The following is a 24,359-nucleotide window of genomic DNA, read 5'->3' on the forward strand; positions in this document are numbered from 1 at the left end:
GCACCCGGCGACGAGACCAGGGAGCGGGCCGTGCCGGTACGTCGAAAGTCCGCCGCGTAGGGCTCCTCCAGGAAGCGGCGCCCTCAGAAACGTAGAGCAGTACACCCGGGGGCGGCGGACTCGACGTACCGGCACGGCCCGCTTCCGCACCCCCCGCCCCCCGCCCCCCCCCCCCCCCCCCCCCCCCCCCCCCCCCGCTTCCGCACCCCCGGCCCCCGGCCCCCGCACCCGCCCTCGCACCCCCTATGGCAACGCAATCCCCGGATCCATCCCACCCAACGCCGAAGCACACAGGCAATCCCGCGAACCCCCCGCCGGCAGCCCGGCGACCGCGTCGAACAGAACGCCCCGCAACCGCCCCACATTCGCAGCGAACACCTTCAGCACCTCGTCGTGCGAAACACCCTCCCCCGCAGCGGCCCCCGCATCAAGATCGGTGACCAACGTCATCGACGTGTAGCAGAGCTCCAGTTCACGAGCGAGCGCCGCCTCCGGATGCCCGGTCATGCCCACCACGGACCACCCCTGTGCCCGGTACCAGAGAGACTCCGCACGGGTCGAGAACCGCGGCCCCTCGATCACGACGAGCGTTCCGCCGTCCACCGCCTCCCACTCGCGCCCACGCGCCGCCGCGAGCGCGACCTCGCGTCCGACGGGGCAGTACGGGTCGGCCAGCGACACGTGCACCACGTTCGGCGTGCCACCACCGGCCAACGGAATTCCGTCGAAGAACGACTGCGCCCGGGACTGCGTACGGTCCACGAACTGGTCCGGCACGAGCAGCGTCCCGGGCCCGTACTCGGGGCGCAGCCCGCCCACGGCACACGGCCCCAGTACCTGCCGCGCGCCGACGGAACGCAGCGCCCACAGGTTGGCCCGGTAGTTGATGCGATGCGGCGGCAGATGATGCCCGCGTCCATGACGAGGGAGGAAAGCGACCCGTCGCCCGGCGATCTCGCCGAGGAAGAGCGAGTCGCTGGGCGGCCCGTAGGGGGTGTCCACCTGTATCTCGGTCACGTCGTCGAGGAACGAATAGAAACCCGACCCGCCGATGACGCCGATCTCGACGTTCTCCGTGTTCGCCATGAACGGCACCCTAACGGGGCCGGGGAACGCCGAAGACCCTGCCGTGCGCGTGAGGCGCGACGACAGGGTCCGTCAAGACATGAGGCGCGAGAAAGCGTCAGGCGGCGTTGCTGCCGGAGGACGAACTCGTGGACGACGACTTCGATGACGACGACTTCGAGTCCGATGAAGACGAAGACGAAGACTTGGAGTCCGACGAACTGGACGGCTTCGAGTCGGACGACGAGCCCGAGGACTTCGCCGTCGCCGGGCTGGTGCTCGACGACGAGCCGCGGCTGTCGTTGCGATAGAAACCGGAGCCCTTGAAGACGATGCCTACTGCGGAGTACACCTTCTTCAGGCGGCCACTGCAGTTGGGGCACTCGGTCAGGGCGTCATCGGTGAACTTCTGCACCGCCTCAAGGCCTTCGCCGCACTCGGTGCACTGGTACTGGTAGGTCGGCACTGTTGTCTTCCTCCTGGCACTCTCACTCAGTGAGTGCTAACGACGGTCCATACTGACGTATTCCTCGGGATCAGTCCACTGTCACCGGCACGCGGTGACCCACGCCACGTGCGACGGTACGGCTCACGGCGGGCGGAGCGAGCCGTGAACGCAGGCCCACCAGGATCGCCAGAGCGAGCAGCGTGCCGCCCATCGGGACCAGGAAACCGGCCCCGTCCCAGAGGCGGTCCTCCAGCTGTCCGGCAATCATGACGGCGGCCGCCTGGCCGAGTGCGACCGCGCCGGTCAGCCAGGTGAAGGCCTCCGTGCGGGCGCCCACCGGGACCAGCCCCTCGACCAGCGTGTAGCCGGTGATCAGTGCGGGCGCGATGCACATGCCGACCACGAGACCGGTGCCGGCGAGGACGATCACCGACTGGGCCGCCCACAGTCCGGAGGCGGTCAGCGCCAGGGCCGCGTACCCGATGAGGAGGCGGTGGCGCGGGGCCGCCTTCCAGACGATCGCGCCGCAGACGATGCCGGAGAGCATGTTGCCCGCCGCGAACGTCCCGTACAGGACGCCGTTCAGGCCGGGCTCTCCGATCGACTCGCTGAACGCGGCCAGCGAGACCTGCATGCCGCCGAAGACGGCACCGATGCCGAGGAAGGCCACGACCAGCACCCGCACACCGGGGACGGCGAGCGCGGAAACGGCCCTGACGCGTGCGTGCCCGCCGTCACCGGCCCCCGAACCGCCGACAGCGCCGGCCTCGACCCCCACAGGCGGCTGAGTGGCCCGCTGAGCGGCGAACAGCAAGCCACCCACCAATGTCAGCGCGGCCTCGGTGAGCAGCCCCGCGGCCGGGTCCACGGTCGTGCACAGGGCGGTCGCCAGGAGCGGTCCGAACACGAAGGTCAGCTCGTCCGTGACGGATTCGAAGGCCGCCGCGGTCGTCATGAGGGGCGAGCCCTGGAGCTTGGCGCCCCAGCGGGCCCGCACCATGGGCCCCACCTGGGGCACCGAGGCGCCGGTCGGCACAGCGGCGGCGAACAGGGCCCACAGAGGCGCGTCCGCGAGGGCCAGCGCGGTCAGGGAGAGGCCCGCCAGGGAGTGGACGACGACACCGGGGAGCAGTACGGCCCGCTGGCCGTGCCGGTCGGCGAGACGGCCGGTGAACGGCGAGAACAGGGCCATGGCGACACCGGTCACGGCGGCGACGGCGCCGGCGGTGCCGTACGACCCGGTGGTGTGCTGCACGAGCAGCACGATGGAGATGGTCAGCATGGCGAACGGCTGGCGCGCGGCGAAGCCGGGGAGCAGGAACGTCCAGGCGCCGCGTGTGCGCAGCAGCCGCCCGTATCCCGGGCGGGCGGAGACCGGAGTTCCGGTGGAGATCGGAGTTCCGGTGGAGGCCGGAGTTCCGGTGGGATCCGGCGTCCCGCCGGTCTCCTGGGTGACCGTGGATGCCACGGCCGTGCCTTTCTGCCGCCTGGTAGCGCGGCCCCTGTGGCGGGGCGCGGGGCGCCGAGAGCTGTCCTCTTGCGCGGAACTGCGGTAGATACCGGGCCGCCCACTGAGAGGGGCACCGCGGCCGCCATACGGTCGCGCCAGCACTGCGTCAGGCAGAGTTGGTTCGATCAGGTGTGCCTTGATGATACAGGGCTCATTCAAGCCAGACCTGTGAAAACAAGCACCTTCGCACCCAGCGCCTGGGTTTTCCGGCCTGGTCGGCGAGAGGCACCCTCAACCCCACCCCTCAGCCCGCTCCCCACCGGTCCCCAGCCAGTCCGCCAGCTTGCCGCCCTGGCCGACCGCGCGCAGCCGTCGCTCGGCGGCGTCGCGGACGGGGTCCGTCGCCACGACGAGCAGTTCGTCGCCGCGCCGCAGCACGGTCGTGGGCAGGGGAACGAACGATTCTCCACCGCGGACGACCAGGGTGACCGCGGCCCCCGCGGGCAGCCGCAGCTCGTTGATCTCGACGCCGTGCATCTTCGACCCGTCCGGAATGGCGACGGACAGCAGATGTCCGCGAAGCCGCTCCAGCGGCGCCGACTCGATCCCCAGGTCGGCGGTCTCCGAGTCGGACTTGGACAGACCCAGTTTCCGGGCCAGCCAGGGGAGCGTCGGCCCCTGGACGAGGGTGTAGACGACGACAAGGACGAAGACGATGTTGAAGATGCGACGGCTCTCCTCGATGCCGCTCACCATCGGGATCGTCGCCAGGATGATGGGTACGGCGCCGCGCAGGCCGGCCCAGGACATCAGGGCCTGTTCCTGCCAGGGCATGCGGAACGGCAGCAGGGCCACCACGACACTCAGTGGCCGCGCCCCCATGGTCAGCACCAGGCCGATGACGAGCGCAGGCCAGATGTCGTCGCCCATCTCGTGCGGTGTGACGAGCAGGCCCAGCAGCACGAACATGCCGATCTGCGCGATCCAGCCGAGCCCGTCGGCGAAGCCGCGGGTGGCGGGCCAGTGCGGCAGCTTCGCGTTGCCGAGCACCATCGACGCCAGATACACGGCGAGGAAGCCGCTGCCGTGGGCCAGCGCCCCGGCCGCGTACGCGGTGACCGCGATCGCCATGACCGCGATCGGATAGAGACCGGAGGCGGGAAGCGCCACATGCCGCAGCCCGTACGCCCCCAGGAAGCCCACCGCGAGCCCGATGGCCGCTCCGATGGTCAGCTCCAGCGCTATCTCGCCGATCAGGTGGTACCAGTGATCCACCGGACCGGCGGTGGAGAACGCGACGACGAGGATGACGACCGGGGCGTCGTTGAACCCCGACTCGGCCTCCAGGATGCCCGTCACGCGCGAGGGGAGGGGCACCTTCCGGAGCACCGAGAAAACAGCCGCCGCGTCCGTGGAGGACACCACCGCGCCGATGATGAGCGCCTGCCGCCACTCCAGCCCGATCAGGTAGTGGGCCGCCGTCGCCGTGACGCCGACGCTCACCGAGACACCGACGATCGCCAGCGAGGAGGCGGCCGGGAGTCCCGGCCCGACCTCCTTCCACTTCGTGCCGAGACCGCCCTCGGCGAGGATCACGACCAAGGCCGCGTATCCGATGACCTGGGTCAGTTCGGCGTTGTCGAAGTGGACGTCGCCGATGCCGTCCTGGCCCATGGCGACGCCGATGCCCAGATAGACGAGCAGGCTGGGGAGCCCGCTGCGCGAGGAGATCCGAACCGCTGCCACTGCGACGAGCAGCACGAGCGAGCAGACGAGCATGAGCTGGTTGAGGTGGTGGACAGTCAGCGGCTGTTCCCTTCTCGTCGTTCCGATCCTGCTGTTCCGAGTGGCTCGGTTTGATCGGTTTTATCAGCGCAACTACTTCGTTACCTTACCTAACTCTTGACGCTTTCTTGACACTTGTCAGGGCAAGATCGAAGTTTCGTCCGCACGGGTTCCCGACACCGCGTCAAGCCGGGGTTGGCCCTGCGCCTATGGTTGCTCCAGCGTTCAGTCAAATGGACAAGCCCGTCTGCCGCTCGCGTGAGGACAGCAAGGACAGCGATGCCCCCCAACACCACCGCATCTTCCGGTCAGAAGCCCGGCAAGTCCGGCAGGAAGAAGGGGCGCAGAGCCCGTCTGGTCCTGATCGTCCTGGTTCTGGCCATTGTCGGCGGTGTCGCCTACGGAGCGTTCTGGAGCATCAGCACCGTCCGCGCCTCCTTCCCGCAGACCAAGGGTTCCATCACCCTCGACGGCCTGTCGGGGCCCGTGGACGTCAAGCGGGACGGCTACGGCATCCCGCAGGTCTACGCCTCGACCGACGAGGACCTGTTCATGGCGCAGGGCTACGTCCAGGCGCAGGACCGGTTCTACGAGATGGACGTCCGCCGCCACATGACGGCCGGCAAGCTCTCCGAGATGTTCGGCGAGAGCCAGGTCGACAACGACGAGTTCCTGCGCACGCTCGGCTGGGAACGGGTGGCGGAGAAGGAGTACAAGAGCAAGCTGTCGGCCGGGACGAAGAAGTATCTCCAGGCGTACGCCAAGGGGGTCAACGCCTACCTGAAGGGCAAGGACGGCGCGGACATCTCCCTGGAGTACGCGGCTCTCGGCTTCACGAACGACTACACGCCCAAGGAGTGGACCCCGGTCGACTCCGTGGCCTGGCTCAAGGCGATGGCCTGGGACCTGCGCGGCAACATGCAGGACGAGGTCGACCGCTCCCTGATGACCAGCCGGCTCGGCCCCAAGCAGATCGCCGACCTGTACCCGCAGTACCCGTACGACCGGAACAAGCCGATCGTGCAGGAGGGCCAGTACGACACCGTCACCGGCCAGTACTCGCAGAGCAGCACCGACTCCGGTACAGGTACAGGTACGGGTACGGGTACCGGCACGGGTACAGGCACAGGCAGCGGCGGTACGCAGTCCGCGGCGGGCAGCGGGCTCACGAACGGCGCCGAGGCTCCCGCGGGGCTGGAGAGCCAGCTGTCGGGCCTCTACAGCGTGCTGGACGACGTCCCCGAGGCCGTCGGCGTGAACGGCAACGGCATCGGATCCAACTCCTGGGTCGTCGGCGGCGCCCACACCATCAGCGGGAAGCCCCTGCTGGCCAACGACCCGCACCTGTCGCCCTCGCTCCCGTCGGTCTGGTACCAGATGGGCCTGCACTGCAACGGCATCTCCGAGAAGTGCCGGTACGACGTCTCCGGGTACACCTTCGCGGGCATGCCCGGTGTGGTCATCGGCCACAACCAGGAGATCGCCTGGGGCATGACGAACTCCGGCGCCGACGTCACCGACCTCTACCTGGAGAAGCTCACCGGGGAGGGCTACGAGTACGACGACAAGGTGCTGCCCTTCACCACCCGCAAGGAGAAGATCGACGTCGCGGGCGGTACGAGCAAGACCATCACCGTCCGGCAGACCAACAACGGACCGCTGCTGTCCGACCGTGACGACGAGCTCGTGAAAGTCGGCAAGAAGGCCGGTGTCGACAGCGCCGCCCCCGACCGCGGCGACGGATACGGCATCGCCCTGCGGTGGACCGCGCTGGATCCGGGCACCTCGATGGACGCCGTCTTCGCTCTGAACAGGGCCACCGACTGGACGTCCTTCCGCAAGGCCGCCACCCTCTTCGACGTCCCCTCGCAGAACCTCGTCTACGCGGACCGCGAGGACAACATCGGCTACCAGCTGCCGGGCCGGATCCCGATCCGCGGCGAGGGCGACGGCTCGCTCCCCTCACCGGGCTGGGACTCCGAGTACCGCTGGACCGGCTACATCGACCAGGACGAACTGCCCTACGAGTACAACCCGGAACGCGGCTACATCGTGACCGCCAACCAGGCCGTGGTCGACAAGGACAAGTACCCGTACACGCTCACCACGGACTGGGGTTACGGCACCCGCAGCCAGCGGATCGCCGACCTCATCGCGTCGAAGATCAAGAACGGCGGCAAGGTCTCCACGGACGACATGCGCCAGATGCAGCTCGACAACAGCAGTGAGATCGCCAAACTGCTGGTGCCCAAGCTGCTCAAGATCGACGTGCCCGACAAGGACGTCCGTGAGGCGCAGAAGCTCCTGGAGGGCTGGAACTACACCCAGGACGCCGACTCGGCCGCCGCCGCGTACTTCAACGCGACCTGGCGCAACATCCTCAAGCTCGCCTTCGGCAACAAGCTCCCCAAGGAACTCCGGGTCAAGGGCCAGTGCCTGTACGTCGAACCGACCGACTCCACCGGACCGGTCGACGACGAGGACGACAAGGTGCGCGAGTGCGGCCAGCGCGACGCGGACAGCGCACAGCCGGACGGCGGTGACCGCTGGTTCGAGGTGGTGCGCAAGATCCTCGACGACGAGGACAACGACTGGTGGTCGACGCCGAAGACGCGTAACGACAAGGCTGTCGACACCCGTGACGAGCTCTTCGGGCGGGCCCTCGCGGACGCCCGCTGGGAGCTGACCGCCAAGCTCGGCAAGGACCTGGACACCTGGAGCTGGGGCCGGCTGCACCGGCTGTACCTGAAGAACCAGACCCTGGGCACCGAAGGTCCCGGCTTCCTGCAGTACATGCTCAACCGCGGCCCGTACAACATGGGCGGCGGCGAGGCGGCGGTGAACGCCACCGGCTGGAACGCGGCGGGCGGTTACTCGGTGGTCTGGGTGCCGTCGATGCGCATGGTGGTCAACCTCGACAACTTCGACAAGTCCAAGTGGATCAACCTGACCGGGGCCTCCGGCCACGCGTACAGCGCCCACTACATCGACCAGACGAGCAAGTGGGTCAAGGGCGAACTGCTCCCGTGGGTCTCCACGGAACGGGCCGTCGACAAGGCCACGTCGGACACCCTGGTGCTGCAACCCTGACAGGCATCTGCGCAGGCTTCTCCGAAAGGGCCCTCCACGCACGCGTGGAGGGCCCTTTCACGTTGTTTCGCGTATCCGGCGCCCTACGGGACGCGGCGGAACCGGTGAACTCCCGACGGGGTCACCGCCGCGTGCACCGGCCGGTCGTGCGGCTCCTCGGGTACGTGGCCCACCACTTCGCAGTCGTGCAGCAGCACCACCAGGGCCGGATCAGCGCCCGCCCGCTCCAGTCGCGCGAGCACCCGGTCGTACGACCCGCCGCCACGGCCGAGCCGCATCCCGCGCCCGTCCACGGCCAGCCCCGGCAGCAGTACGGCGTCGGCGCCGAGCACGCCCTCCGGACCCAGGCGCCGGCCCGAAGGCTCCAACAGGGTCATCCTGCCCCCGTGCCGGACGGATACGAGCGAGTCCGGCCCGGCGTAGGTGCCCCAGTCGAGGTCGTTGTCCGCGAGGAGCGCGGGGAGCAGGACCTGCACACCGCGCGCGTGGAGTGCGTCGAGGAGTGCACGGGTGCCCGGTTCGCTCCCCACGGAGACGTACGCCGCCACCGTGCGCGCCCGCGCCAGTTCGGGCAGCTCCAGTGCGCGGACCGCGAGTGCGGCTTCCGTTTCCCGCACGTCATCGGCCGTCAACCTGTTCCTCACCATGAGGATCCCGCGCCGCAACGAACGCTTGCCAGAGTCCTCTTCAGACCTCAGGTGACTCATAGACTTGTTCCGTACCCTTCATAATGCGCTCATATGAGAGCGAATTAACCGGAGCCACAGATTCACTACAAAGGCACCGGATATGGTGTCGGGCATGACTCAGTCGCACCCGAGGATCAGCAAGGCTGTCATCCCCGCAGCAGGTCTCGGCACCCGGTTCCTGCCGGCCACCAAGGCCACTCCCAAAGAGATGCTGCCGGTCGTGGACAAGCCGGCGATCCAGTACGTGGTCGAGGAGGCCGCATCCGCCGGCCTCGATGACGTCCTCATGATCACGGGCCGCAACAAGCGCCCCCTTGAGGACCACTTCGACCGCAACTACGAGCTGGAGTCGGCCCTTCAGAAGAAGGGTGACGCCGGCCGGCTCGCCAAGGTGCAGGAGTCGAGCGACCTCGCCACCATGCACTACGTCCGCCAGGGCGACCCCAAGGGCCTCGGCCACGCCGTGCTGTGCGCCGCCCCGCACGTCGGCCACGAGCCCTTCGCGGTGCTCCTCGGCGACGACCTGATCGACCCGCGCGACCCGCTGCTCAAGCGCATGGTCGACGTCCACGGGCAGTACGGCGGCAGCGTCATCGCGCTCATGGAGGTCGAGCCCGAGCAGATCCACCTCTACGGCTGCGCCGCGGTCGAGGTCACCGAGGACAGCGACGTCGTCAGGGTGACCGGCCTCGTCGAGAAGCCCGACCCGGCGGACGCCCCCAGCAACTACGCGATCATCGGCCGCTACGTCCTCGACCCGCACGTCTTCGACATACTCCGCACGACCGAGCCCGGCCGCGGCGGCGAGATCCAGCTCACCGACGCCCTCCAGCAGCTCGCGGACGACGAGAAGATCGGCGGCCCCGTGCACGGCGTCGTCTTCAAGGGCCGCCGCTATGACACCGGTGACCGCGGGGACTACCTGCGTGCCATTGTCCGACTCGCGTGCGAACGTGAAGACCTGGGCCCGGACTTCCGGACCTGGCTTCGCAGTTACGTCACCGAGGAGATGTAGCAATTTGAGCACCGCCGCGACCCGTGCCACCGGCCAGGACCACCTCTGGTCGGTGACCGAGCACCTGGAGGACATCCTCGCGACCGTGCGGCCCCTGGACCCCATCCAGCTGCAACTCCTCGACGCCCAGGGCTGTGTCCTGGTCGAGGACGTCATGGTGCCGGTGTCCCTGCCGCCCTTCGACAACAGCTCGATGGACGGGTACGCGGTCAGGGTCGCCGATGTCGCGGGCGCCAGCGAGGAGTACCCGGCGGTGCTCACGGTCGTCGGCGACGTGGCGGCGGGCCGGTCCGAACTGCTCCACGTGGGTCCCGGCCAGACCGCCCGCATCATGACGGGCGCCGAGCTGCCGCCCGGCGCCGAGGCGGTCGTCCCCGTGGAGTGGACCGACGGCGGCCTCGGCGAGGGCCCCGTCTCCGGGATGCGGGCCCGCAGCACCTCCCCCGAGGGCGCCTCGGGACAGGTGCACGTCCACCGCCCGGCGGGAGCACGCGCGCATGTGCGAGCGAAGGGCAGCGACGTGAACGCGGGCGACCGTGCCCTGTCCGCGGGCACCGTCCTCGGCCCCCCGCAGATCGGCCTGCTCGCCGCGATCGGCCGGGGGACCGTCCGCGTCCGCCCCCGCCCACGCGTGGTGGTCATGTCCACCGGCAGTGAACTGGTCCAGCCCGACAGCGAGTTGGAGAGCGGCCAGATCTACGACTCCAACAGCTTCGCGCTGTGCGCAGCGGCCCGGGACGCCGGAGCGATCGCCTACCGGGTCGGTGCCGTCGCCGACGACGCCGAGACCCTCCGCGCCACCATCGAGGACCAGCTCATCCGCGCCGACCTCGTGGTCACCACGGGCGGCGTCAGCGTCGGCGCGTACGACGTCGTCAAGGAGGCGCTCTCCTCGGTCGGCGACGAGGACGAGGCGGGCGGCGGCATCGACTTCCGCAAGATCGCCATGCAGCCCGGCAAGCCCCAGGGCTTCGGCACCATCGGCCCCGACCACACCCCGCTGCTCGCCCTCCCGGGCAACCCCGTCTCCTCGTACGTGTCCTTCGAGCTGTTCGTGCGTCCCGCGATCCGCACCCTGGCGGGCCTGGACGACGTCCACCGGCCCACCACCAGGGCGACGCTCCGTACGGAGAAGTCGCTCACCTCGCCCGCCGGCCGCCGTCAATTCCTGCGCGGTCGGTACGCGGACGGGGAAGTGACGCCCGTCGGCGGCGCCGGATCCCACCTGATCGCGGCCCTCGCGCACGCCGACGCGCTGATCGTCGTCCCGGAGGCGGTCGAGTCCGTGGAGCCCGGCACCGAGGTCGACGTGGTCCTCCTGGGCTGAGAGCTCCGGGTTGGGGGTACCGTGTCGCGCACGACAGGCACGACCGGGAGCGCCGCCACAGCATGAGTACGGCATGAGTACGCAGGACAGACTGACCCACATCGACGAGGCGGGTGCCGCCCGCATGGTCGACGTGTCCGAGAAGGACGTGACGGCCCGCACCGCCCGCGCGAGCGGGCGCGTCCTGGTCTCGCCCCGCGTGATCGAGCTGCTGCGCGGCGAGGGGGTGCCCAAGGGCGACGCTCTCGCCACCGCGCGCATCGCGGGCATCATGGGCGCCAAGCGCACCCCGGATCTGATCCCGCTCTGCCACCCGTTGTCGGTGTCGGGTGTCAAGCTCGACCTGTCGGTCGCGGACGACGCCGTCGAGATCCTGGCCACCGTGAAGACCACCGACCGCACGGGCGTCGAGATGGAGGCCCTCACCGCGGTCACCGTGGCGGCTCTCACCGTGATCGACATGGTCAAGGCGGTAGACAAGGGGGCGGTCATCACGGACGTGCGCGTGGAGGAGAAGACGGGCGGCAAGTCGGGCGACTGGAGCCGGCCATGACGGGCGACCCCCAGACCCCCCAGACCTCCCAGACCTCCCGGCCCCCTCAGACGACCTCGGCGGCGCCGGCCGGCCCGCCGACCGGCGCCGCGCTGACCGCCCCGTACAGCGCGCTCGTCGTGACGGCCTCGAACCGCGCGGCGGCGGGTGTCTACGAGGACAGGGGCGGGCCCCTGATCGCGGAGGGACTCGCGAAGTTCGGCTTCGCCGTCGACGGCCCGTGGGCGGTTCCCGACGGGGACCCCGTGGAGCACGCGCTGCGGACGGGCGTCCGCGCCGGATACAGCGTCGTCGTGACCACCGGCGGCACGGGCATCTCGCCCACCGACCGCACACCGGAGGCCACGCGGAAGGTGATCGAGTACGAGGTGCCGGGCATTCCCGAGGCCATCAGGGCGTTCGGCAGGGAGAAGGTGCCCACGGCGGCGCTCTCCCGGGGCCTCGCCGGGGTCGCGGAGGGGACGCTGATCGTGAACCTGCCGGGTTCCACCGGCGGAGTAAGGGACGGTCTGGCCGTCCTCGAACCCCTTCTGCTGCATGCCGTCGACCAGCTCCGCGGCGGCGACCACCCCAGACCCGGCGGCAGTGGGGGTGCGAGCTGAACAGCCCATCCTGGCCGGTCGAGCTGGTGCACGGCGATGTGGTCCTCAGGCCCATAAAGCTGCGCGACCAGCGAGCCTGGCGTGACGTCAACCGGCGCAACCGCGACTGGCTGCGCCCCTGGGAGGCGACCATTCCGCCGCCCACGCCCAGCGGGCCGATCGCCCACCGGCCGACGTACCGGCAGATGGTCCGGCATCTGCGTGCCGAGGCGAACGCGGGGCGGATGCTGCCGTTCGTCATCGAGTACCAGGGGCAGCTCGTCGGACAGCTGACGGTCGCCGGAATCACCTGGGGCTCCATGTGTTCGGGCCATATCGGCTACTGGGTGGACGAGGCGGTCGCCGGACGCGGAGTGATGCCGACGGCTGTGGCCCTCGTGTCCGACCACTGCTTCCGAACCGTTGGTCTGCACCGCGTCGAGGTCTGCATTCGGCCCGAGAACGGGCCGAGCCGACGGGTCGTCGAGAAACTCGGATTCCGTGACGAAGGTCTCCGTCCGCGTTATCTCCACATCGACGGAGCCTGGCGCGACCATCTCGTCTTCGCCCTCACCGCCGAGGAGATCCCCGAAGGGCTGCTGACCCGCTGGCGCCGGACACGCACGAGGAACGCGTCCGAAAACGCACCTCGGGACACACCCCGGAACAGCGCGTAAATGAAATAGGTGTTCGAAAAATGATCGGTGATCCACCATCCTCGGGCATTTATTGCGTGCTCTCGGCAGCCTGCTGATCGCATCGGTCACAAAAAAAGCTCGAAATATCAGCCAGATCGTGCGACACACCGGCTCAATTGGCAGATGGCCTCATGCAAACCCCTCTACCGTGTGAGGCGTGAGCAGCAGCGGCCTCATCTACGCAGTCATTGTCGGGGCCTGGGCCGCCTACTTGGTGCCGATGTGGCTCCGTAGGCAGGACGAGCTGAATGAGGCCCGTCCGACGGAACGCTTCAGCACCGCCATCCGGCTTCTGTCCGGACGAGCGGGCATGGAGCGCCGATACGCCAAGGACCTGCAGGCGCGCTCCGCCGAAGAGGGGGAGCACCGCGCCGACCCGGACGGCGTCACCGACTCGGTGGACGTCCGGGCCTTCGCCATGCCTCCGACGCGCCGTGAAGTACGGGCGAACGTCGACGAGGCGCGGGACGCGCGCTCCGAGGTACAGCAGGCGCAGCAGGCTTCCAGACAGGCGTCGAGGCAGGCGTCGGAACAAGAAGCGAGGCAGGCGGCACGGCAGGCTGCCGCGACGGCCCCCCGGTCCGGCGCCCGGTCCCCCTCCCGGCCCGCGGCCCGTCCGGCGCCGAAGCAGGGTCGCGCGACGGGCGGCCGGCCGGTGCCCCACCAGGGCGCCAAGCCCTCGCCGACCGGCTCGAAGACGTCACAGGCGGCACACGCGTCGAACGGAACGACCGCGTCGTCCCCCGCGCGACGGGCCGCCGCGGCGGAGGCCGCAGCCCGCGCCCGGCGTTCGAAGGTGCTCGCGCGCCGACGGCGTACGACCGTCATGCTCTTCGTCGCCTTCACGCTCGGTGCGATCGTCGCGGCCGTCGGCGGACTCGCGTTCCTGTGGGCGCCCGGGGTGCCCGCTGTGATGCTGAGCATCTACATCGCGTATCTGCGCTCCCAGGAGCGTCGGCGCTTCACCTACGTGATGGACCGCAGGCATGCCGAGGCCGCGGCGCAGCGGCTGCGCGAGCGGCAGCCGCGCCGGCGGCCCCCGGCCGACCCGGGCGCCGCCGACGAGCCGGAGGACGGACCCGAGCCCGACACGTCCCCCGGCATGTCGGCGCTCGCGGCGGACCGCCGTGCCCTCGTCGAGCAGACCGATCACGCGGAGTGGGTCGACCAGCAGCGCGAGCGACGCAACGGGCCCGCGCGCGGCGAGAGCTGGGACCCCGTCCCGGTGCCCCTGCCGACATACGTGACGGCGCCGGTCGCCCCGCGTGCGACGTCCGACGTCGACCTGGGCGCGCCCGACGCGTGGAGCTCGGCCCGGTCCAGCACGGCCGGGCCGAACGCGGACCGCACGGCGGCGGAATCGGCCGAGGCGGCCGAGGCGGCCGAGGCGCAGGAGGAGCTGGGCGAGCCCGAAGGGGAGGGCGGGGACGACGGGGAGGACGGGGACGACAACTCGGGCAGCGCCGCGGACGCCCGCCGCGCGGCCTCGGCCCGCCGGGCCCGCGAACGGGGCCGCACGCCCCTCTTCGACCAGTACGAGGACGGCGACCGGCCACGCGCCGCCAACGAGTGACGACACCTCAGAACTCCACCGGAGGCCCTGCCCCTGACCAGCGGGAGAGCCACCGGGAACGGATTTCCAAGCACCCGGACCGGGATGCTAGAGTTTCACTCGTTGCAAGGGCCTGTGGCGCAGTCTGGTAGCGCACCTCGTTCGCATCGAGGGGGTCTGGGGTTCAAATCCCCACAGGTCCACCGCAGCTCAGAACCCCCGCCGGAGATCCGGCGGGGGTTCTTCGGTGTTGCGCGGCGGCCCAGGGCGATGGCTCGCACCGGTGGATGTCAGTAGATGATGACCCTCCAGCGCTCCACCCACCGCAGCCACCCGCCGCCCGAGCCGCGTACCTGGATGCGGTCGGTCCGGACCTGCCGGACGGTGCCGTAGAGCGTGGCGTGCGGGAGGACCACTCTCACGATGTCGTAGACGTCCACGTCGGTCTCCACCGGCCGGGACCACGTGTGCGCACAGTGGTCGCAGGTGTGGGCGACCACATCGCGTCCCCCGACGGACATCGGGCTGCCCGGGCGGACCGCCTCCACGGTGCACCGGGGGCACGGGTCGGCGGTGTGCTCACCCATTACCTGCGACATCCCGTGACGTCCTCACAGAAGCTTCGCGAAGCAGCGGCTGTCCTCGTGGAAGCGGTAGTGGCCGAACTTGACGCAGGGCTCGTAGCCGCTGGACGCGTACAGGGCGATGGCCTCGGGCTGCCTGTTGCCGGTCTCCAGGACCATGCGGGTGCGGCCCGCCGCCCGCGCGTCCGCCTCCAGCGCCCCCAGGATGCGGCGGGCGAGGCCGTTGCCGCGAGCCTCCTCGATCACGAACATGCGCTTCAGTTCGGCGTCGCCGTCCGAGTAGCCCTCGTCGTTCTCGTCCTGGGTGCGCCAGCCGCCGGTGGCCACGGGCCGGTCCCGGGCGTCGTACGCGATCAGGTAGAGGCCGAGCGGCGGCTCGAACATCGTCGGGTCGAGCGGGGTGACATCGCCCTCGTCCCCGTAGCGCACGGCGTACTCACCCTGCACCTCGTCGTTGAGCTTGACGGCGTCGGGGTGGTCGAAGGCGACCCGGCGTATATCCATGCTGAGTATCGTACTTCTATGCAGTAGTGGCTGATGGAGGGGTGCGTTGTGCTCGTCCAGTGTGCCGGTATCGTGCCCGGGTGCTCACTGTGACCTCTGTGAATGTAAACGGACTCCGGGCCGCCGCCAAGAAGGGCTTCGTGGAGTGGCTGGCGGAGACGTCCGCCGATGTGCTGTGCCTCCAAGAGGTACGGGCCGAGCCCGAGCAGTTGCCGGAGGGTGTACGGCAGCCCGACGGATGGCATGTCGTGCACGCGCCCGCCGCCGCGAAGGGGCGGGCCGGCGTCTCCCTCTACACACGCCGTGAGCCCGATCGCGTCCAGGTCGGCTTCGGGTCGGCCGAGTTCGACGGCAGCGGTCGCTATGTCGAGGCGGACCTGCCCGGCGTCACCGTCGCGAGCCTGTACCTGCCCTCCGGTGAGGTCGGGACCGAGCGGCAGGACGAGAAGATCCGGTTCATGGACGAGTTCCTCAGCTACCTGAAGGGGCTGCGGGTGCGGGCCGCCGCCGAGGGGCGCGAGGTCGTCGTGTGCGGCGACTGGAACATCGCCCACCAGCCGGCCGACCTCAAGAACTGGCGGGCCAACCAGAAGAGCTCCGGGTTCCTGCCGGAGGAGCGGGAGTGGCTGGGCCGGGTCTTCGACGTGACGGTGGACGGGGACGACGGGGGCGACGGTATTGGCGGTAACGGGGTCGGTAACGGGGTCGGTGACGGGGTCGGGGCCGGGCTCGGGTACGTGGATGTCGTACGCGCGCTGCACCCCGACGTGGACGGGCCGTACTCGTGGTGGTCCTACCGCGGGCGGGCCTTCGAGAACGACTCGGGATGGCGGATCGACTACCAGGTCGCCACGCCCGCACTCGCGGCCCGGGCCGTCAAGGGGTTCGTGGAGCGGGCGGCCACGCACGGCGAGCGCTGGTCGGACCACGCCCCGGTGACCGTCGTGTACGAGTAGTCCTCGGGACGCCGGTTCTCAGGCGTGTGCGGACACGCGCGCGCGGAAATGCTCCTCCCCGTAGGACGGTACTTACCGGTCGGTCATAGGGGGACGCGTGCGGGGGCAGGAGCGGGGTGTCCACAACGAACTGAGCGGCGTCGTCCACGGTGCCAGCGTGCAGGCCGCCGTCGTGCACGGTGGCCTCCACATCCGCACCGGTGAGACGGCGGCACCGCAGCTGCCGTGGCAGCTTCCGCCGGCCGTTCGCCTCACCGACCGCACCGCGGAGGTGGAGCGGCTGGAACACCACCGGGCTCTCGCCGCGCAGCGGGACCACCCCGCCCTCGCCACCGTGAGCGGCCTCGGCGGAGTCGGCAAGACCGCGCTGGCCCTGGCCTGGCTGCACCGGTTGCGCCCGGACTTCCCCGGGGGTCAGCTGTACGCGGACCTCGGCGCGCAGGCGCCGGCCGGCCCCGTCGAACCGGCCCACGTGCTGGGCAGCTTCCTGCGCGGGCTCGGTGTGCCGCCGCAGCAGGTGCCGGACGGCGTCGCCGACCGGGCCGCGATGTACCGCTCGCACACCGCCGACCGTCGGATCGTGGTGCTGCTCGACGACGCGGCGACGGCGGCGCAGGTACGGCCGCTGCTGCCTGGCGGGTCCAACGTCACGCTGGTGACCAGCCGCCGGCGGATGTCGGGGCTGGCTCTCGAAGGCGGCTACCAGGTGCATCTGGAACCGCTCTCCCCCGAAGACGCGGTCGAACTGCTCGCGGTCACCCTCGCCGACGACCGCGTGGCCACCCAGCCGGACGACGCCCGCGCCCTCGTCGGGCTCTGCGCCGGGTTGCCGCTGGCCGTGCGGGTCGCCGGGGCGCGGCTCGCGGCGCGGCCGCGGCGCCGGATCACCACGATGGTCCGGGCCCTGACCGCGGAGCGGGGACGGCTGGACGCGCTGGCGATCGACGGTGACCACGGTGTGCGCGCTGCTCTCGACCTCTCCTACCAGGGGCTGCCCCGGGAAGCCGCCCGGCTCTACCGGCTGCTCGGTGTGCATCCGGGAATGGAGTTCGGGGGAGCGGTCGCGGGCGCGGTGCTGGGGTCTGCCGGCGGGGGCGCCGGTGTCCTATGGGGTTCCGATGCCCGCGGGGACTTCTGTGACCGCGGGGGCTTCTGTGACCATGGAGATGCATGTGGTCACGGAGATTCATCTGGTCACGGAGATTTATGTGACGAGAGAGCTTCATGTGGCGACGAGGGGGCCTGTGACGGCGAGGGGTCCGGCACCGGTGCGGGTGCCGGTGCGGGTCCCGGAGCCGGCGAGGGGCCTGGGTCCGGCGAGAGGCCCGGCCCCGGCGAACTGCTAGACGTCCTGCACGACGCCAATCTGCTCGTCGACATCGGCGAGGACCGCTACCGCTTCCACGATCTCGTACGGCTGCATGCCATGGGAAAGGCCGCGGAGGACGAGACCGCCGCGGAGCGGGCGGCGGTGTTCCGTCGTATCGCCGACCACTACCTGGCCACCGCGACGCGGGCCGAGCGGGTTGTCGATCCTCAACATCCCTTACGGGAGCGCTCCTACGGGCCCGGCCCGGTGATCACCGAGGACTTCGGCGACGGCATCAGAGCGGCGCTGGACTGGCCGGAGCGGGAGCTGCCCAACCTGATGGCGGTGATACGGCGGGCCAGGACGGTGGGAGAGCAGGACATCAGCTGGCAGCTCGCCGACGCCCTGGGCCCCTTCTTCCTGCGGCGCAAGCACTACGACGCATGGCACGCCTCGCACGCCGAAGGGCTCGCCGCGGCACGGGAGTCGGGGGACGGGCCGGCCGAGTGCCGGATGCTCACCTCCGGCGGACAGTGCGAGCTGGGCAGGGGAGACACCGCCCGCGCCCTGGAGATGTTCGAGGAGGCGGCGCGGCTCTTCGCGGCCGCCGGGGACGAGCTGGGATACGCGCGTACGACGAACTACCGCGGGCTGGCCCATCAGCGGGCGGGCCGACCGGACGAGGCGGCCGAGCTGTTCGAGCGGGCCGCCGTGGAACTGCGCAGATGCGGTGACCTCCGGGCCGGCGGGCTCGCCCGGCTCAACGCGGCCGACGTCGAGTTCGGCAGAGGCCGGCTTGCCCGGGCGGCCGAGGACGCCGTAGAGGCACGTACGGCGTTGCTGACGGCCGGCGACTCCTACAACGCCGCGCGTGCGGCCACCCTGCTGGGCAGGATCCGCCTCGGCGACGGCCTGCCCGACGAGGCGGAGCGCTGGCTCCTCGACGCGCTGTCCGTGCTGCGTGAGGCCGCGGCCCACTACGAGACGGCCCGTGCGCTGGATGCCCTGGGCGAGGTCGCCGAACTGCGCGGACAGCGCGAACTCGCCCAGGGGCACTACCGGGAAGCGCTCGATCTCTACGTCGGCGTGAACCGGCCGGGACCGGCCGACGGCGTGCGGGAGCGGCTGCGGAGGCTCGACGAGGGCGAGGCCTCCGGCTCAGGAACCAGCGGCTGAGCAACCTCCGGTTCAGGAACCAGTGGCTCCGGAACCAGCGGCTCAGGAACCAGTGGCTGAGCAGCGTCTGAGAGGGGAGCCCAGCGTTGGCGGGCGCCGGCTCGGGCAGCGCCTGGCCAGGGCGTTTCCGCATGGGCGACCAGCCAGGCGTGCGCGAGCGAGGCCCAGACGGGCCAGGGGTGCAGGGCGGCATGGCGTGCGGTGAGCGTCACGGTGAGCGGTGCGCGGGCGGTGCCGGAGTCGTACGGCCCGAGCCGCAGCCGGCACACGCGGGTTCCGTGGTGCACCGCGACCACCGCGGCGCCGGGGTGGCAGGCGGCAGGCGTGTCGGCCGCCGCGTCCGGTGCGCCCCGTGCGAGCAGGACGTCCGCCAACGGCGGCCACGGGCCCGGGGCGGGCAGGGCGACCCGCAGATGCCGGTCCACGAACGGCCGGTCGCGACCCGGCAGCGTCAGCGTGACCTCGACGTCGTGGACCGAGGGCGCCCGCAGCCGCTCGTCGATGGAGGCGGCACAGCGAGCGACGTGGGAAGCAGTGCGGGAAGCGCCGCGGGAGGCGACGAAGAAGTCGGTGAAGAAGTCGGTGAAGGAAGCGGTGAAGGGAGCGGTGAAGGGAGCGGCGAGATCATTCATGAGCCTGTGCTCCCTGCTCCCGGCTCGTCGCAGCGCACGACGACCGGCAGCCGCGCCCGTTCCGTGGTGGGCGCCGCGACCGGTGGGCGCAGGCGGAGCCGGCGGTACAACAGCGCGCGCATCCGGGGCGCGAACCGGCCGGGCTCCGAGCTGAGCCGGGCCGCGATCCGCGTGTACAGCTCCGAGCGGTACGCGGTCGAGCTCTGTCGCAGTTGCCTGCGCAGTGGCCGGTCCGGACGGATCCGGGGTGCCAGTGACCGCAGTGCGGCCATCGGCGAGCGGGGGTCCAGCTCCGTGTCCGGGGAGCCGGCCGTCAGGATCCGCGCACCGGTCATCGCGCCGTAGAGCGACACGGAACCGTGGTCGCTCACGATGTAGTCGGCGGCGACGACGGCCCCGCACCACTCCGCGTGCTGGCCGACCAGGTCGACGCCGGACCGGTTCAGCCGGGCGAAGGCGCTGCGGATGTGCCACTCGCTGTGCGCGTTCCAGACGTTGGAGTGCAGCATGACCACGATGCGGAACTCGTCCCGGGGAAGCTCGGCGGCCAGCCGCTCCAGCAGGTCCCACTGCTGTCCCAGGAGTGAGTCGGGCCCCCAGGTGGAGCAGACGAGCACCAGTTCCTGACGCGGCCCGGTCCGCAGGGCCTCCCGGTACAGGGCGCGCGAGGGCAGGCTCACCACCACCCGGTCGTAGCACGGATCTCCGATGACCTCGGTCACGGGCAGCGCCTCGGGGCACTCGCGGCCGAGCCGTTCGCGGTCGTCCTCGTGTGCCAGCACGATGGCCGAGGGGACGACCACGCCGTCCCTGACCAGCCACTGCCGGCCCAGTCCGTACACCTCGCGCTCCACCATGGCCCGCCGGCGGTGGGCACCGGGTGTGGAGACCCGTTTGTTGTACGAGGCGCCGTGCGGGAGCACGATCACCGGGACCTGCAGCTCGTGCAGAGAGCCGTAACTCGCGGCCAGCGCGAGGTCGAACCGGGTGTGCACCGCCTGGCTCCAGGGCACGACCAGCGCCCGGGTGTCCTCCAGGAAGGCGTCCACGCCATGGTTGAAGACATCCGCGGCCGTCGTGAACACCACTTGGATCCGCGGGTCGCCTTCGAGCAACCGCACCGCTTCCAGCAGTCGTCGCGCGGAGGTCACCGTGTGCACCACGGCGAGCACCCTCTTGCGTATCCGGAAGGTGGCCCAGCGCTCCACGTCCAGGCGCAAGGGCACCGCCAGACGCCGGTCGGCGTCCGGCATCGTCCTACTCATGCGTACTCCCCCGTCATGCCAACACCGTTGTCAGCTCGTTGAGTTGGAGTGGAGCCGGCCCCTCGTGGGCGTGCGGATCCACGTTCCGTGTCTGCCCGGGAAGCTGGACAGCGGGCTTGCAGAAACCTTGCAGTCCCCGTACGGGAGAGGGGGAGAGCCTGCGGATCACCCGAGGAGAGTGCGCGGCCCCTGCATGCGCCCCCCGCGCGTCTGTGCGCCCCGCTCCGCTCCCTCCGGCCGTTCGGGCAGCGCCCCGACAGTGAGGGGCAGGAAGCGGCTCAACCATCTGGGGGAGATGGTGGACCTCCTTGCACTGGGGCCTCTCGAACTGTGGCACCAGGGACGTCAGTACGCGCTCGGCTCGCTGAAGCAGCGGTGCGTCCTCGGGGTGCTGCTCTATGCCCGGGGAGATCCGGTCTCCGTGGACACGCTCGTCGAGCGGGTCTGGGACGACGACGAGCTGCCCGCGGCTCCGGTCGAAGTCCTGCACACCTATCTCTCACGGCTGCGCACCAGGCTCCACCGTGCCGTCGGTGACGACGCGCTGGTCGAGCGGGCGGCGCCGCGCCGCTACCGGCTGCGCGTCGGGCACGAGGAGGACGTGGACCTCGTTCGGCTCGAACGGCTTCGCGCGCAGGCCCGGGTGGCGGCGGAACAGGGTGACACGGAGTACGCGGTCGGTCTGCTGCACGCCGCTCAGGCGCTCTGGCGCGGGGAGCCGTTCGCGGAGTTCACCGGTGCCTGGGCCGCCTCGGCGCGGGCCCGGCTGACCGAGGACCACCGGCGGGTACGGGAGGAACGCATCCGCCTGGAGCTGCGGTTGGGCCGCCACGCCGACCTCGTCGGCGAGCTCCACGAACTTGTCTCCCTCAACCCCCTCGCCCAACAGGCCGTCGCCGCGCTGATGCTGGCCCTCTACCGCTCGGGCCGCGACGGCGAGGCGCTGGCCCAGTACCGGGAGACCCGCGGCCGTCTCGGCGACGAGCTGGGCATCGACCCCGGGGCGGACCTGAGGGACCTGCAGCAACGCATCCTGCGGCAGGACCCGGCCCTGCGGGAACCGGGGCCGGAAACCGGCTCGTTCCGTACGGTGCGAGACGCTTCCTCACGCGCTGTCGGAGCTGTCGGAGCTGCCGGGGCTGCGGAGGCCGCCGGTGAGGGAGGCACACCAGGACCGACCGGTGGCGCCGCGCGTGCGGGCGGCCTCGCGGGGCACGTGGGCAGCAGTCTCCCCCGTGACACCAGGGACTTCACCGGCCGCAGGAACGAGCTGGACATCCTGCTCTCCGAACCCGCCCCCGAGGAGAACGGCACGGCGCTGCCCCTCACCGTCGTGCACGGTATGCCCGGTGTGGGTAAGTCCGCGCTGATCATCCATGCCGCCCACCGCATGCGGTCGCGCTACCCCGCGGGCCAGTTCTACGTGGACCTGCGCGGCTACAGCGACCAGCCGCCGTACGAACCAGCCGACGCCCTCGCGTTCCTGCTGCACACCGTCGGTGTGGCCGATCCGCTGCCGGCCACGCTCGACGAGCGGATCGCGCGCTGGCGGGAGTGGACCACCCACCACCGGGTGCTCGTCGTCCTCGACAACGCGCGCAGCGCCGAGCAGGTGCGGCCGCTGTTGCCCGGTGCGCCGGAATGCCACGCGATAGTGGCCAGCCGCAACCGGCTCGCCGGCCTCGACGGCGCCACCTCCCTTCCGCTGGACGTGCTGTCCGTGTCCGAGGCGTCCTCGCTCTTCGCCCGTATCGCGGGCGCGGCGAGGGTCTCCGACACCTCCGCGTTACGCCGCGTCGTGGAGCTGTGCGGCAACCACCCGCTGACCGTCCAGCTCCTCGCGAGCCGGTTCCGGCACCGGGACACCTGGGATCTGGAGTACGTGGCCGACCGGCTGGCGCACGCGGGTGATCGGCTGGACGAGTTCGACGAACGCGTGGCCGCCGCCCTGCGGCTGTCGTACACCGATCTCGACGCTCCGGCCCAACGGCTGTTCCGGCGGCTGGCGTTGCACCCGGGCCCGGACATCACCCTGGAAGCGGCGATCGCGCTGTCGGGGGACGATCCGGACGTGATCCGTCGCGCGGTGGAAGTCCTGCTGGACCGTCATCTGCTCGACGAGCCGGTCCGGGACCGCTGCCGACTCCATGACCTGACACGGGCGTTCGGCAGCCGGCTCGGGCGCCTGGAGGATCCGGAACCGGACCGGCGGGAGGCTTTGCGGCGCCTGATGGCGTACTACCTCACGGCCGCCGACCGGGCGGACCGGGTCGCGTATCCGCGCCGACACCGACGGGCCCTGGGAGCCGGGCTCGTGCCGGCGGACATTCCCGAGCCCGGCACGGCCTCCGACACCGACGGGGCCTCGGTGTGGCTCACCGTGGAACGGGGCAACCTGCTGGCCGTGGCGCGGACGGCCGCCGCCGGGTTCCCGGACTTCGCCGCCCAGTTCCCGCACGTGCTCGCGCATTCCCTCAAACTCTGGGGCACCCACGACATCACCGCCGAGCTGCACGGGGCGGCGCTCGCCGCGCTGCGCTCCGGTGGTGACCGGGCCGCTCTCGCGCAGATGCTGGTGGAGCGGGCGAGTGTGCTGGCCCGGGAGAACCACAGTGCCGCGCTGGCCGCCGCCGCCGAGGGGCTCCTGCTCTTCGGGGAACTGCGGGACACCCACGGCCGCGCCGACGCCCACTTCGAGATCGGCCGCGCCCATCTCGGGGCGGGCCACGGTGAGGCGTGTCTGGCGGAACTCGAACGGGCCCTGGAGCTCTATCTGCTGGTGGGCGACCGGCACGGGGTGGCCGAGACCCTCAATGTGCAGGGCACGGCGTTGGTGCACCGGGCGGAGTACGCGGAGGCGGGTGACCGCTTCGAGACGATGCTCGCCATCCATCGCGACCTGGGTGATCTCCACGGGGAGGCGACCGCTTGGAACAACCTGGGGGACATCCGGCTGGCCGTGGGGCGGCATGAGGAGGCGAGGGGGTATTACGAGCAGGCGTTGGTGCTCATGCGCCGAGTCGGCGGGAAGAAGGATCTCGCCATCATCGACACCAATCTCGGCGCCGTGTATCACGCGACGGGCCAGTCGGGCCGGGCTCTCGGCTGTTTCCGCCGGGCTCTCGCCAGCCACCGGGCCAGCGGTGACGTCATAGGGGAGATCACGGCTCTGATCCGGCTCGGCGAGACCTGCGCGGGGTCGGGACGGACGGAGGACGCCCTGTCGCATTTCGGTGCGGCGGAGGAGGCCGCGCGACGAATTGGCAATTCTTATGAGAGGCAGCGGAGTCTCATCGGGATTGCGGATACGCAGTACGCGATGGGGAGATTGGACACCGCGCTGGAAACCTATCTGCTCGCACAGGAGATTGCCGATAAATACAGCTATTCCCTGTGCTCGGCGCAGGCCCTGGCGGGAATGTGCCGCACCTGTCTCCGCATGGGGAACATCGAGTCGGCGCGCGCTCATGTCGAGCGCGCGCTGACGATTTATCGAAGGCTCGGAGCGGTGGCCGAGGCGGAGGGGCTGCGGCGACTGTTCGCCGACCAGGGCGCTACGGTCTCCTGAACGTCCTGGCGGGAGGGGAGCTGGTGGTGGAGGCCACCTGTCACCAGATGCAGTCTGCCGTCGCTGTCGCCATTGAGCAGGCGGAGACGAGGATTACGGCACCGACGATGAA

Annotated in this window: 19 protein-coding genes and 1 tRNA gene; 11 read left to right on the forward strand and 9 right to left on the reverse strand. The window is 70.7% G+C overall.

Annotated elements, in window-relative coordinates:
* Positions 1–243 precede the first annotated feature (243 nt).
* The 4 genes from ACIOKD_RS39095 to ACIOKD_RS39110 form a co-directional block, all read right to left on the reverse strand.
* A complete protein-coding gene (locus ACIOKD_RS39095; protein ID WP_402093047.1) occupies positions 244–1,086 on the reverse strand; it encodes an S-methyl-5'-thioadenosine phosphorylase in 843 nt (280 codons plus the stop codon).
* Positions 1,087–1,183: 97 nt separating this feature from the next.
* Positions 1,184–1,531, reverse strand: coding sequence for an FmdB family zinc ribbon protein (locus tag ACIOKD_RS39100; protein WP_402093048.1), 348 nt, complete (start codon positions 1,529–1,531; stop codon positions 1,184–1,186).
* A 70-nt stretch (positions 1,532–1,601) separates the two neighbouring features.
* A complete protein-coding gene (locus ACIOKD_RS39105) occupies positions 1,602–2,906 on the reverse strand; it encodes an MFS transporter (RefSeq protein WP_402093116.1) in 1,305 nt (434 codons plus the stop codon).
* A 348-nt stretch (positions 2,907–3,254) separates the two neighbouring features.
* Positions 3,255–4,742 carry a potassium/proton antiporter gene (locus tag ACIOKD_RS39110; protein WP_402093049.1) on the reverse strand — a complete coding sequence of 496 codons (1,488 nt, stop codon included), beginning with the start codon at positions 4,740–4,742 and terminating at the stop codon, positions 3,255–3,257.
* Positions 4,743–5,027: 285 nt separating this feature from the next.
* On the opposite strand from ACIOKD_RS39110, the gene ACIOKD_RS39115 reads away from it, so the two are divergent.
* Entirely contained in the window at positions 5,028–7,838 is a 2,811-nt protein-coding gene (locus tag ACIOKD_RS39115; protein ID WP_402093050.1) for a penicillin acylase family protein, read from the forward strand.
* Between the two features lie 83 nt (positions 7,839–7,921).
* Here the strand turns inward: ACIOKD_RS39115 and ACIOKD_RS39120 are convergent, their stop codons facing one another.
* Positions 7,922–8,545, reverse strand: a complete 624-nt coding sequence (locus ACIOKD_RS39120) for a 5-formyltetrahydrofolate cyclo-ligase (protein ID WP_402093053.1) — start codon at positions 8,543–8,545, stop codon at positions 7,922–7,924.
* A 94-nt stretch (positions 8,546–8,639) separates the two neighbouring features.
* Here ACIOKD_RS39120 and galU point away from each other — a divergent pair, with 94 nt between their 5' ends.
* From galU to ACIOKD_RS39155, 7 genes are all read left to right on the forward strand, one after another.
* Positions 8,640–9,542, forward strand: a complete 903-nt coding sequence (gene galU, locus ACIOKD_RS39125; protein WP_402093054.1) for a UTP--glucose-1-phosphate uridylyltransferase GalU — start codon at positions 8,640–8,642, stop codon at positions 9,540–9,542.
* A gap of 4 nt (positions 9,543–9,546) precedes the next feature.
* Positions 9,547–10,869 (forward strand): gephyrin-like molybdotransferase Glp, encoded by a 1,323-nt coding sequence (gene glp, locus ACIOKD_RS39130; protein ID WP_402093055.1) that lies wholly within the window; start codon positions 9,547–9,549, stop codon positions 10,867–10,869.
* 73 nt (positions 10,870–10,942) lie between these two features.
* Positions 10,943–11,422, forward strand: coding sequence for a cyclic pyranopterin monophosphate synthase MoaC (gene moaC / locus ACIOKD_RS39135; RefSeq protein WP_189774961.1), 480 nt, complete (start codon positions 10,943–10,945; stop codon positions 11,420–11,422).
* Positions 11,419–12,024 carry a molybdenum cofactor biosynthesis protein B gene (locus ACIOKD_RS39140; RefSeq protein WP_402093056.1) on the forward strand — a complete coding sequence of 202 codons (606 nt, stop codon included), beginning with the start codon at positions 11,419–11,421 and terminating at the stop codon, positions 12,022–12,024. The genes moaC and ACIOKD_RS39140 overlap by 4 nt, the downstream gene beginning before the upstream one ends.
* Positions 12,025–12,050: 26 nt before the next feature.
* Complete coding sequence (locus tag ACIOKD_RS39145) at positions 12,051–12,680, forward strand: GNAT family N-acetyltransferase (RefSeq protein ID WP_402093057.1); 630 nt, start codon at positions 12,051–12,053, stop codon at positions 12,678–12,680.
* A 178-nt stretch (positions 12,681–12,858) separates the two neighbouring features.
* The gene (gene glpR, locus ACIOKD_RS39150) at positions 12,859–14,274 is read left to right on the forward strand and encodes a gephyrin-like molybdotransferase receptor GlpR (protein ID WP_402093059.1); all 1,416 of its coding nucleotides are present in this window, start codon (positions 12,859–12,861) and stop codon (positions 14,272–14,274) included.
* Positions 14,275–14,382: 108 nt separating this feature from the next.
* A tRNA-Ala gene (locus ACIOKD_RS39155) sits at positions 14,383–14,456 on the forward strand.
* Between the two features lie 87 nt (positions 14,457–14,543).
* Here the strand turns inward: ACIOKD_RS39155 and ACIOKD_RS39160 are convergent.
* Positions 14,544–14,852 carry a hypothetical protein gene (locus tag ACIOKD_RS39160; protein WP_402093060.1) on the reverse strand — a complete coding sequence of 103 codons (309 nt, stop codon included), beginning with the start codon at positions 14,850–14,852 and terminating at the stop codon, positions 14,544–14,546.
* A gap of 12 nt (positions 14,853–14,864) precedes the next feature.
* Positions 14,865–15,341 carry a GNAT family N-acetyltransferase gene (locus ACIOKD_RS39165; RefSeq protein WP_402093061.1) on the reverse strand — a complete coding sequence of 159 codons (477 nt, stop codon included), beginning with the start codon at positions 15,339–15,341 and terminating at the stop codon, positions 14,865–14,867.
* Positions 15,342–15,421: 80 nt separating this feature from the next.
* Between ACIOKD_RS39165 and ACIOKD_RS39170 the strand changes: the two genes are divergently transcribed.
* Both ACIOKD_RS39170 and ACIOKD_RS39175 read left to right on the forward strand, forming a co-directional pair.
* Positions 15,422–16,297: an exodeoxyribonuclease III gene (locus ACIOKD_RS39170; RefSeq protein ID WP_402093063.1), complete on the forward strand. Its 876-nt coding sequence runs from the start codon at positions 15,422–15,424 to the stop codon at positions 16,295–16,297.
* 97 nt (positions 16,298–16,394) lie between these two features.
* Positions 16,395–18,782: a tetratricopeptide repeat protein gene (locus tag ACIOKD_RS39175; RefSeq protein WP_402093064.1), complete on the forward strand. Its 2,388-nt coding sequence runs from the start codon at positions 16,395–16,397 to the stop codon at positions 18,780–18,782.
* Here ACIOKD_RS39175 and ACIOKD_RS39180 read toward each other — a convergent pair.
* The gene (locus ACIOKD_RS39180; protein ID WP_402093065.1) at positions 18,683–19,414 is read right to left on the reverse strand and encodes a hypothetical protein; all 732 of its coding nucleotides are present in this window, start codon (positions 19,412–19,414) and stop codon (positions 18,683–18,685) included. The two genes, ACIOKD_RS39175 and ACIOKD_RS39180, sit on opposite strands and share 100 nt — an antisense overlap.
* Complete coding sequence (locus ACIOKD_RS39185) at positions 19,411–20,679, reverse strand: hypothetical protein (protein WP_402093067.1); 1,269 nt, start codon at positions 20,677–20,679, stop codon at positions 19,411–19,413. The genes ACIOKD_RS39180 and ACIOKD_RS39185 overlap by 4 nt, the downstream gene beginning before the upstream one ends.
* Before the next feature lie 295 nt (positions 20,680–20,974).
* Between ACIOKD_RS39185 and ACIOKD_RS39190 the strand changes: the two genes are divergently transcribed.
* On the forward strand, positions 20,975–24,247 hold the full coding sequence (locus ACIOKD_RS39190) for an AfsR/SARP family transcriptional regulator (RefSeq protein ID WP_402093068.1): 3,273 nt from the start codon (positions 20,975–20,977) through the stop codon (positions 24,245–24,247).
* The last annotated feature ends 112 nt before the right edge of the window (positions 24,248–24,359 follow it).

Origin of the sequence: Streptomyces sp. NPDC087844 (genome assembly GCF_044742785.1) — a bacterium.
Taxonomy (GTDB): Bacteria; Actinomycetota; Actinomycetes; order Streptomycetales; family Streptomycetaceae; genus Streptomyces.

What these genes read in the sequence shown, in the direction of transcription:
- ACIOKD_RS39185 (WP_402093067.1), bottom strand. Translation starts at nt 20,679, where the DNA reads ATGAGTAGGACGATGCCGGACGCCGACCGGCGTCTGGCGGTGCCCTTG.
- ACIOKD_RS39160 (WP_402093060.1), bottom strand. Translation starts at nt 14,852, where the DNA reads ATGTCGCAGGTAATGGGTGAGCACACCGCCGACCCGTGCCCCCGGTGC.
- ACIOKD_RS39110 (WP_402093049.1), bottom strand. Translation starts at nt 4,742, where the DNA reads ATGCTCGTCTGCTCGCTCGTGCTGCTCGTCGCAGTGGCAGCGGTTCGG.
- ACIOKD_RS39180 (WP_402093065.1), bottom strand. Translation starts at nt 19,414, where the DNA reads ATGAATGATCTCGCCGCTCCCTTCACCGCTCCCTTCACCGCTTCCTTC.
- ACIOKD_RS39115 (WP_402093050.1), top strand. Translation starts at nt 5,028, where the DNA reads ATGCCCCCCAACACCACCGCATCTTCCGGTCAGAAGCCCGGCAAGTCC.
- ACIOKD_RS39165 (WP_402093061.1), bottom strand. Translation starts at nt 15,341, where the DNA reads ATGGATATACGCCGGGTCGCCTTCGACCACCCCGACGCCGTCAAGCTC.
- ACIOKD_RS39140 (WP_402093056.1), top strand. Translation starts at nt 11,419, where the DNA reads ATGACGGGCGACCCCCAGACCCCCCAGACCTCCCAGACCTCCCGGCCC.
- moaC (WP_189774961.1), top strand. Translation starts at nt 10,943, where the DNA reads ATGAGTACGCAGGACAGACTGACCCACATCGACGAGGCGGGTGCCGCC.
- ACIOKD_RS39120 (WP_402093053.1), bottom strand. Translation starts at nt 8,545, where the DNA reads ATGAGTCACCTGAGGTCTGAAGAGGACTCTGGCAAGCGTTCGTTGCGG.
- ACIOKD_RS39095 (WP_402093047.1), bottom strand. Translation starts at nt 1,086, where the DNA reads ATGGCGAACACGGAGAACGTCGAGATCGGCGTCATCGGCGGGTCGGGT.
- ACIOKD_RS39190 (WP_402093068.1), top strand. Translation starts at nt 20,975, where the DNA reads ATGGTGGACCTCCTTGCACTGGGGCCTCTCGAACTGTGGCACCAGGGA.
- galU (WP_402093054.1), top strand. Translation starts at nt 8,640, where the DNA reads ATGACTCAGTCGCACCCGAGGATCAGCAAGGCTGTCATCCCCGCAGCA.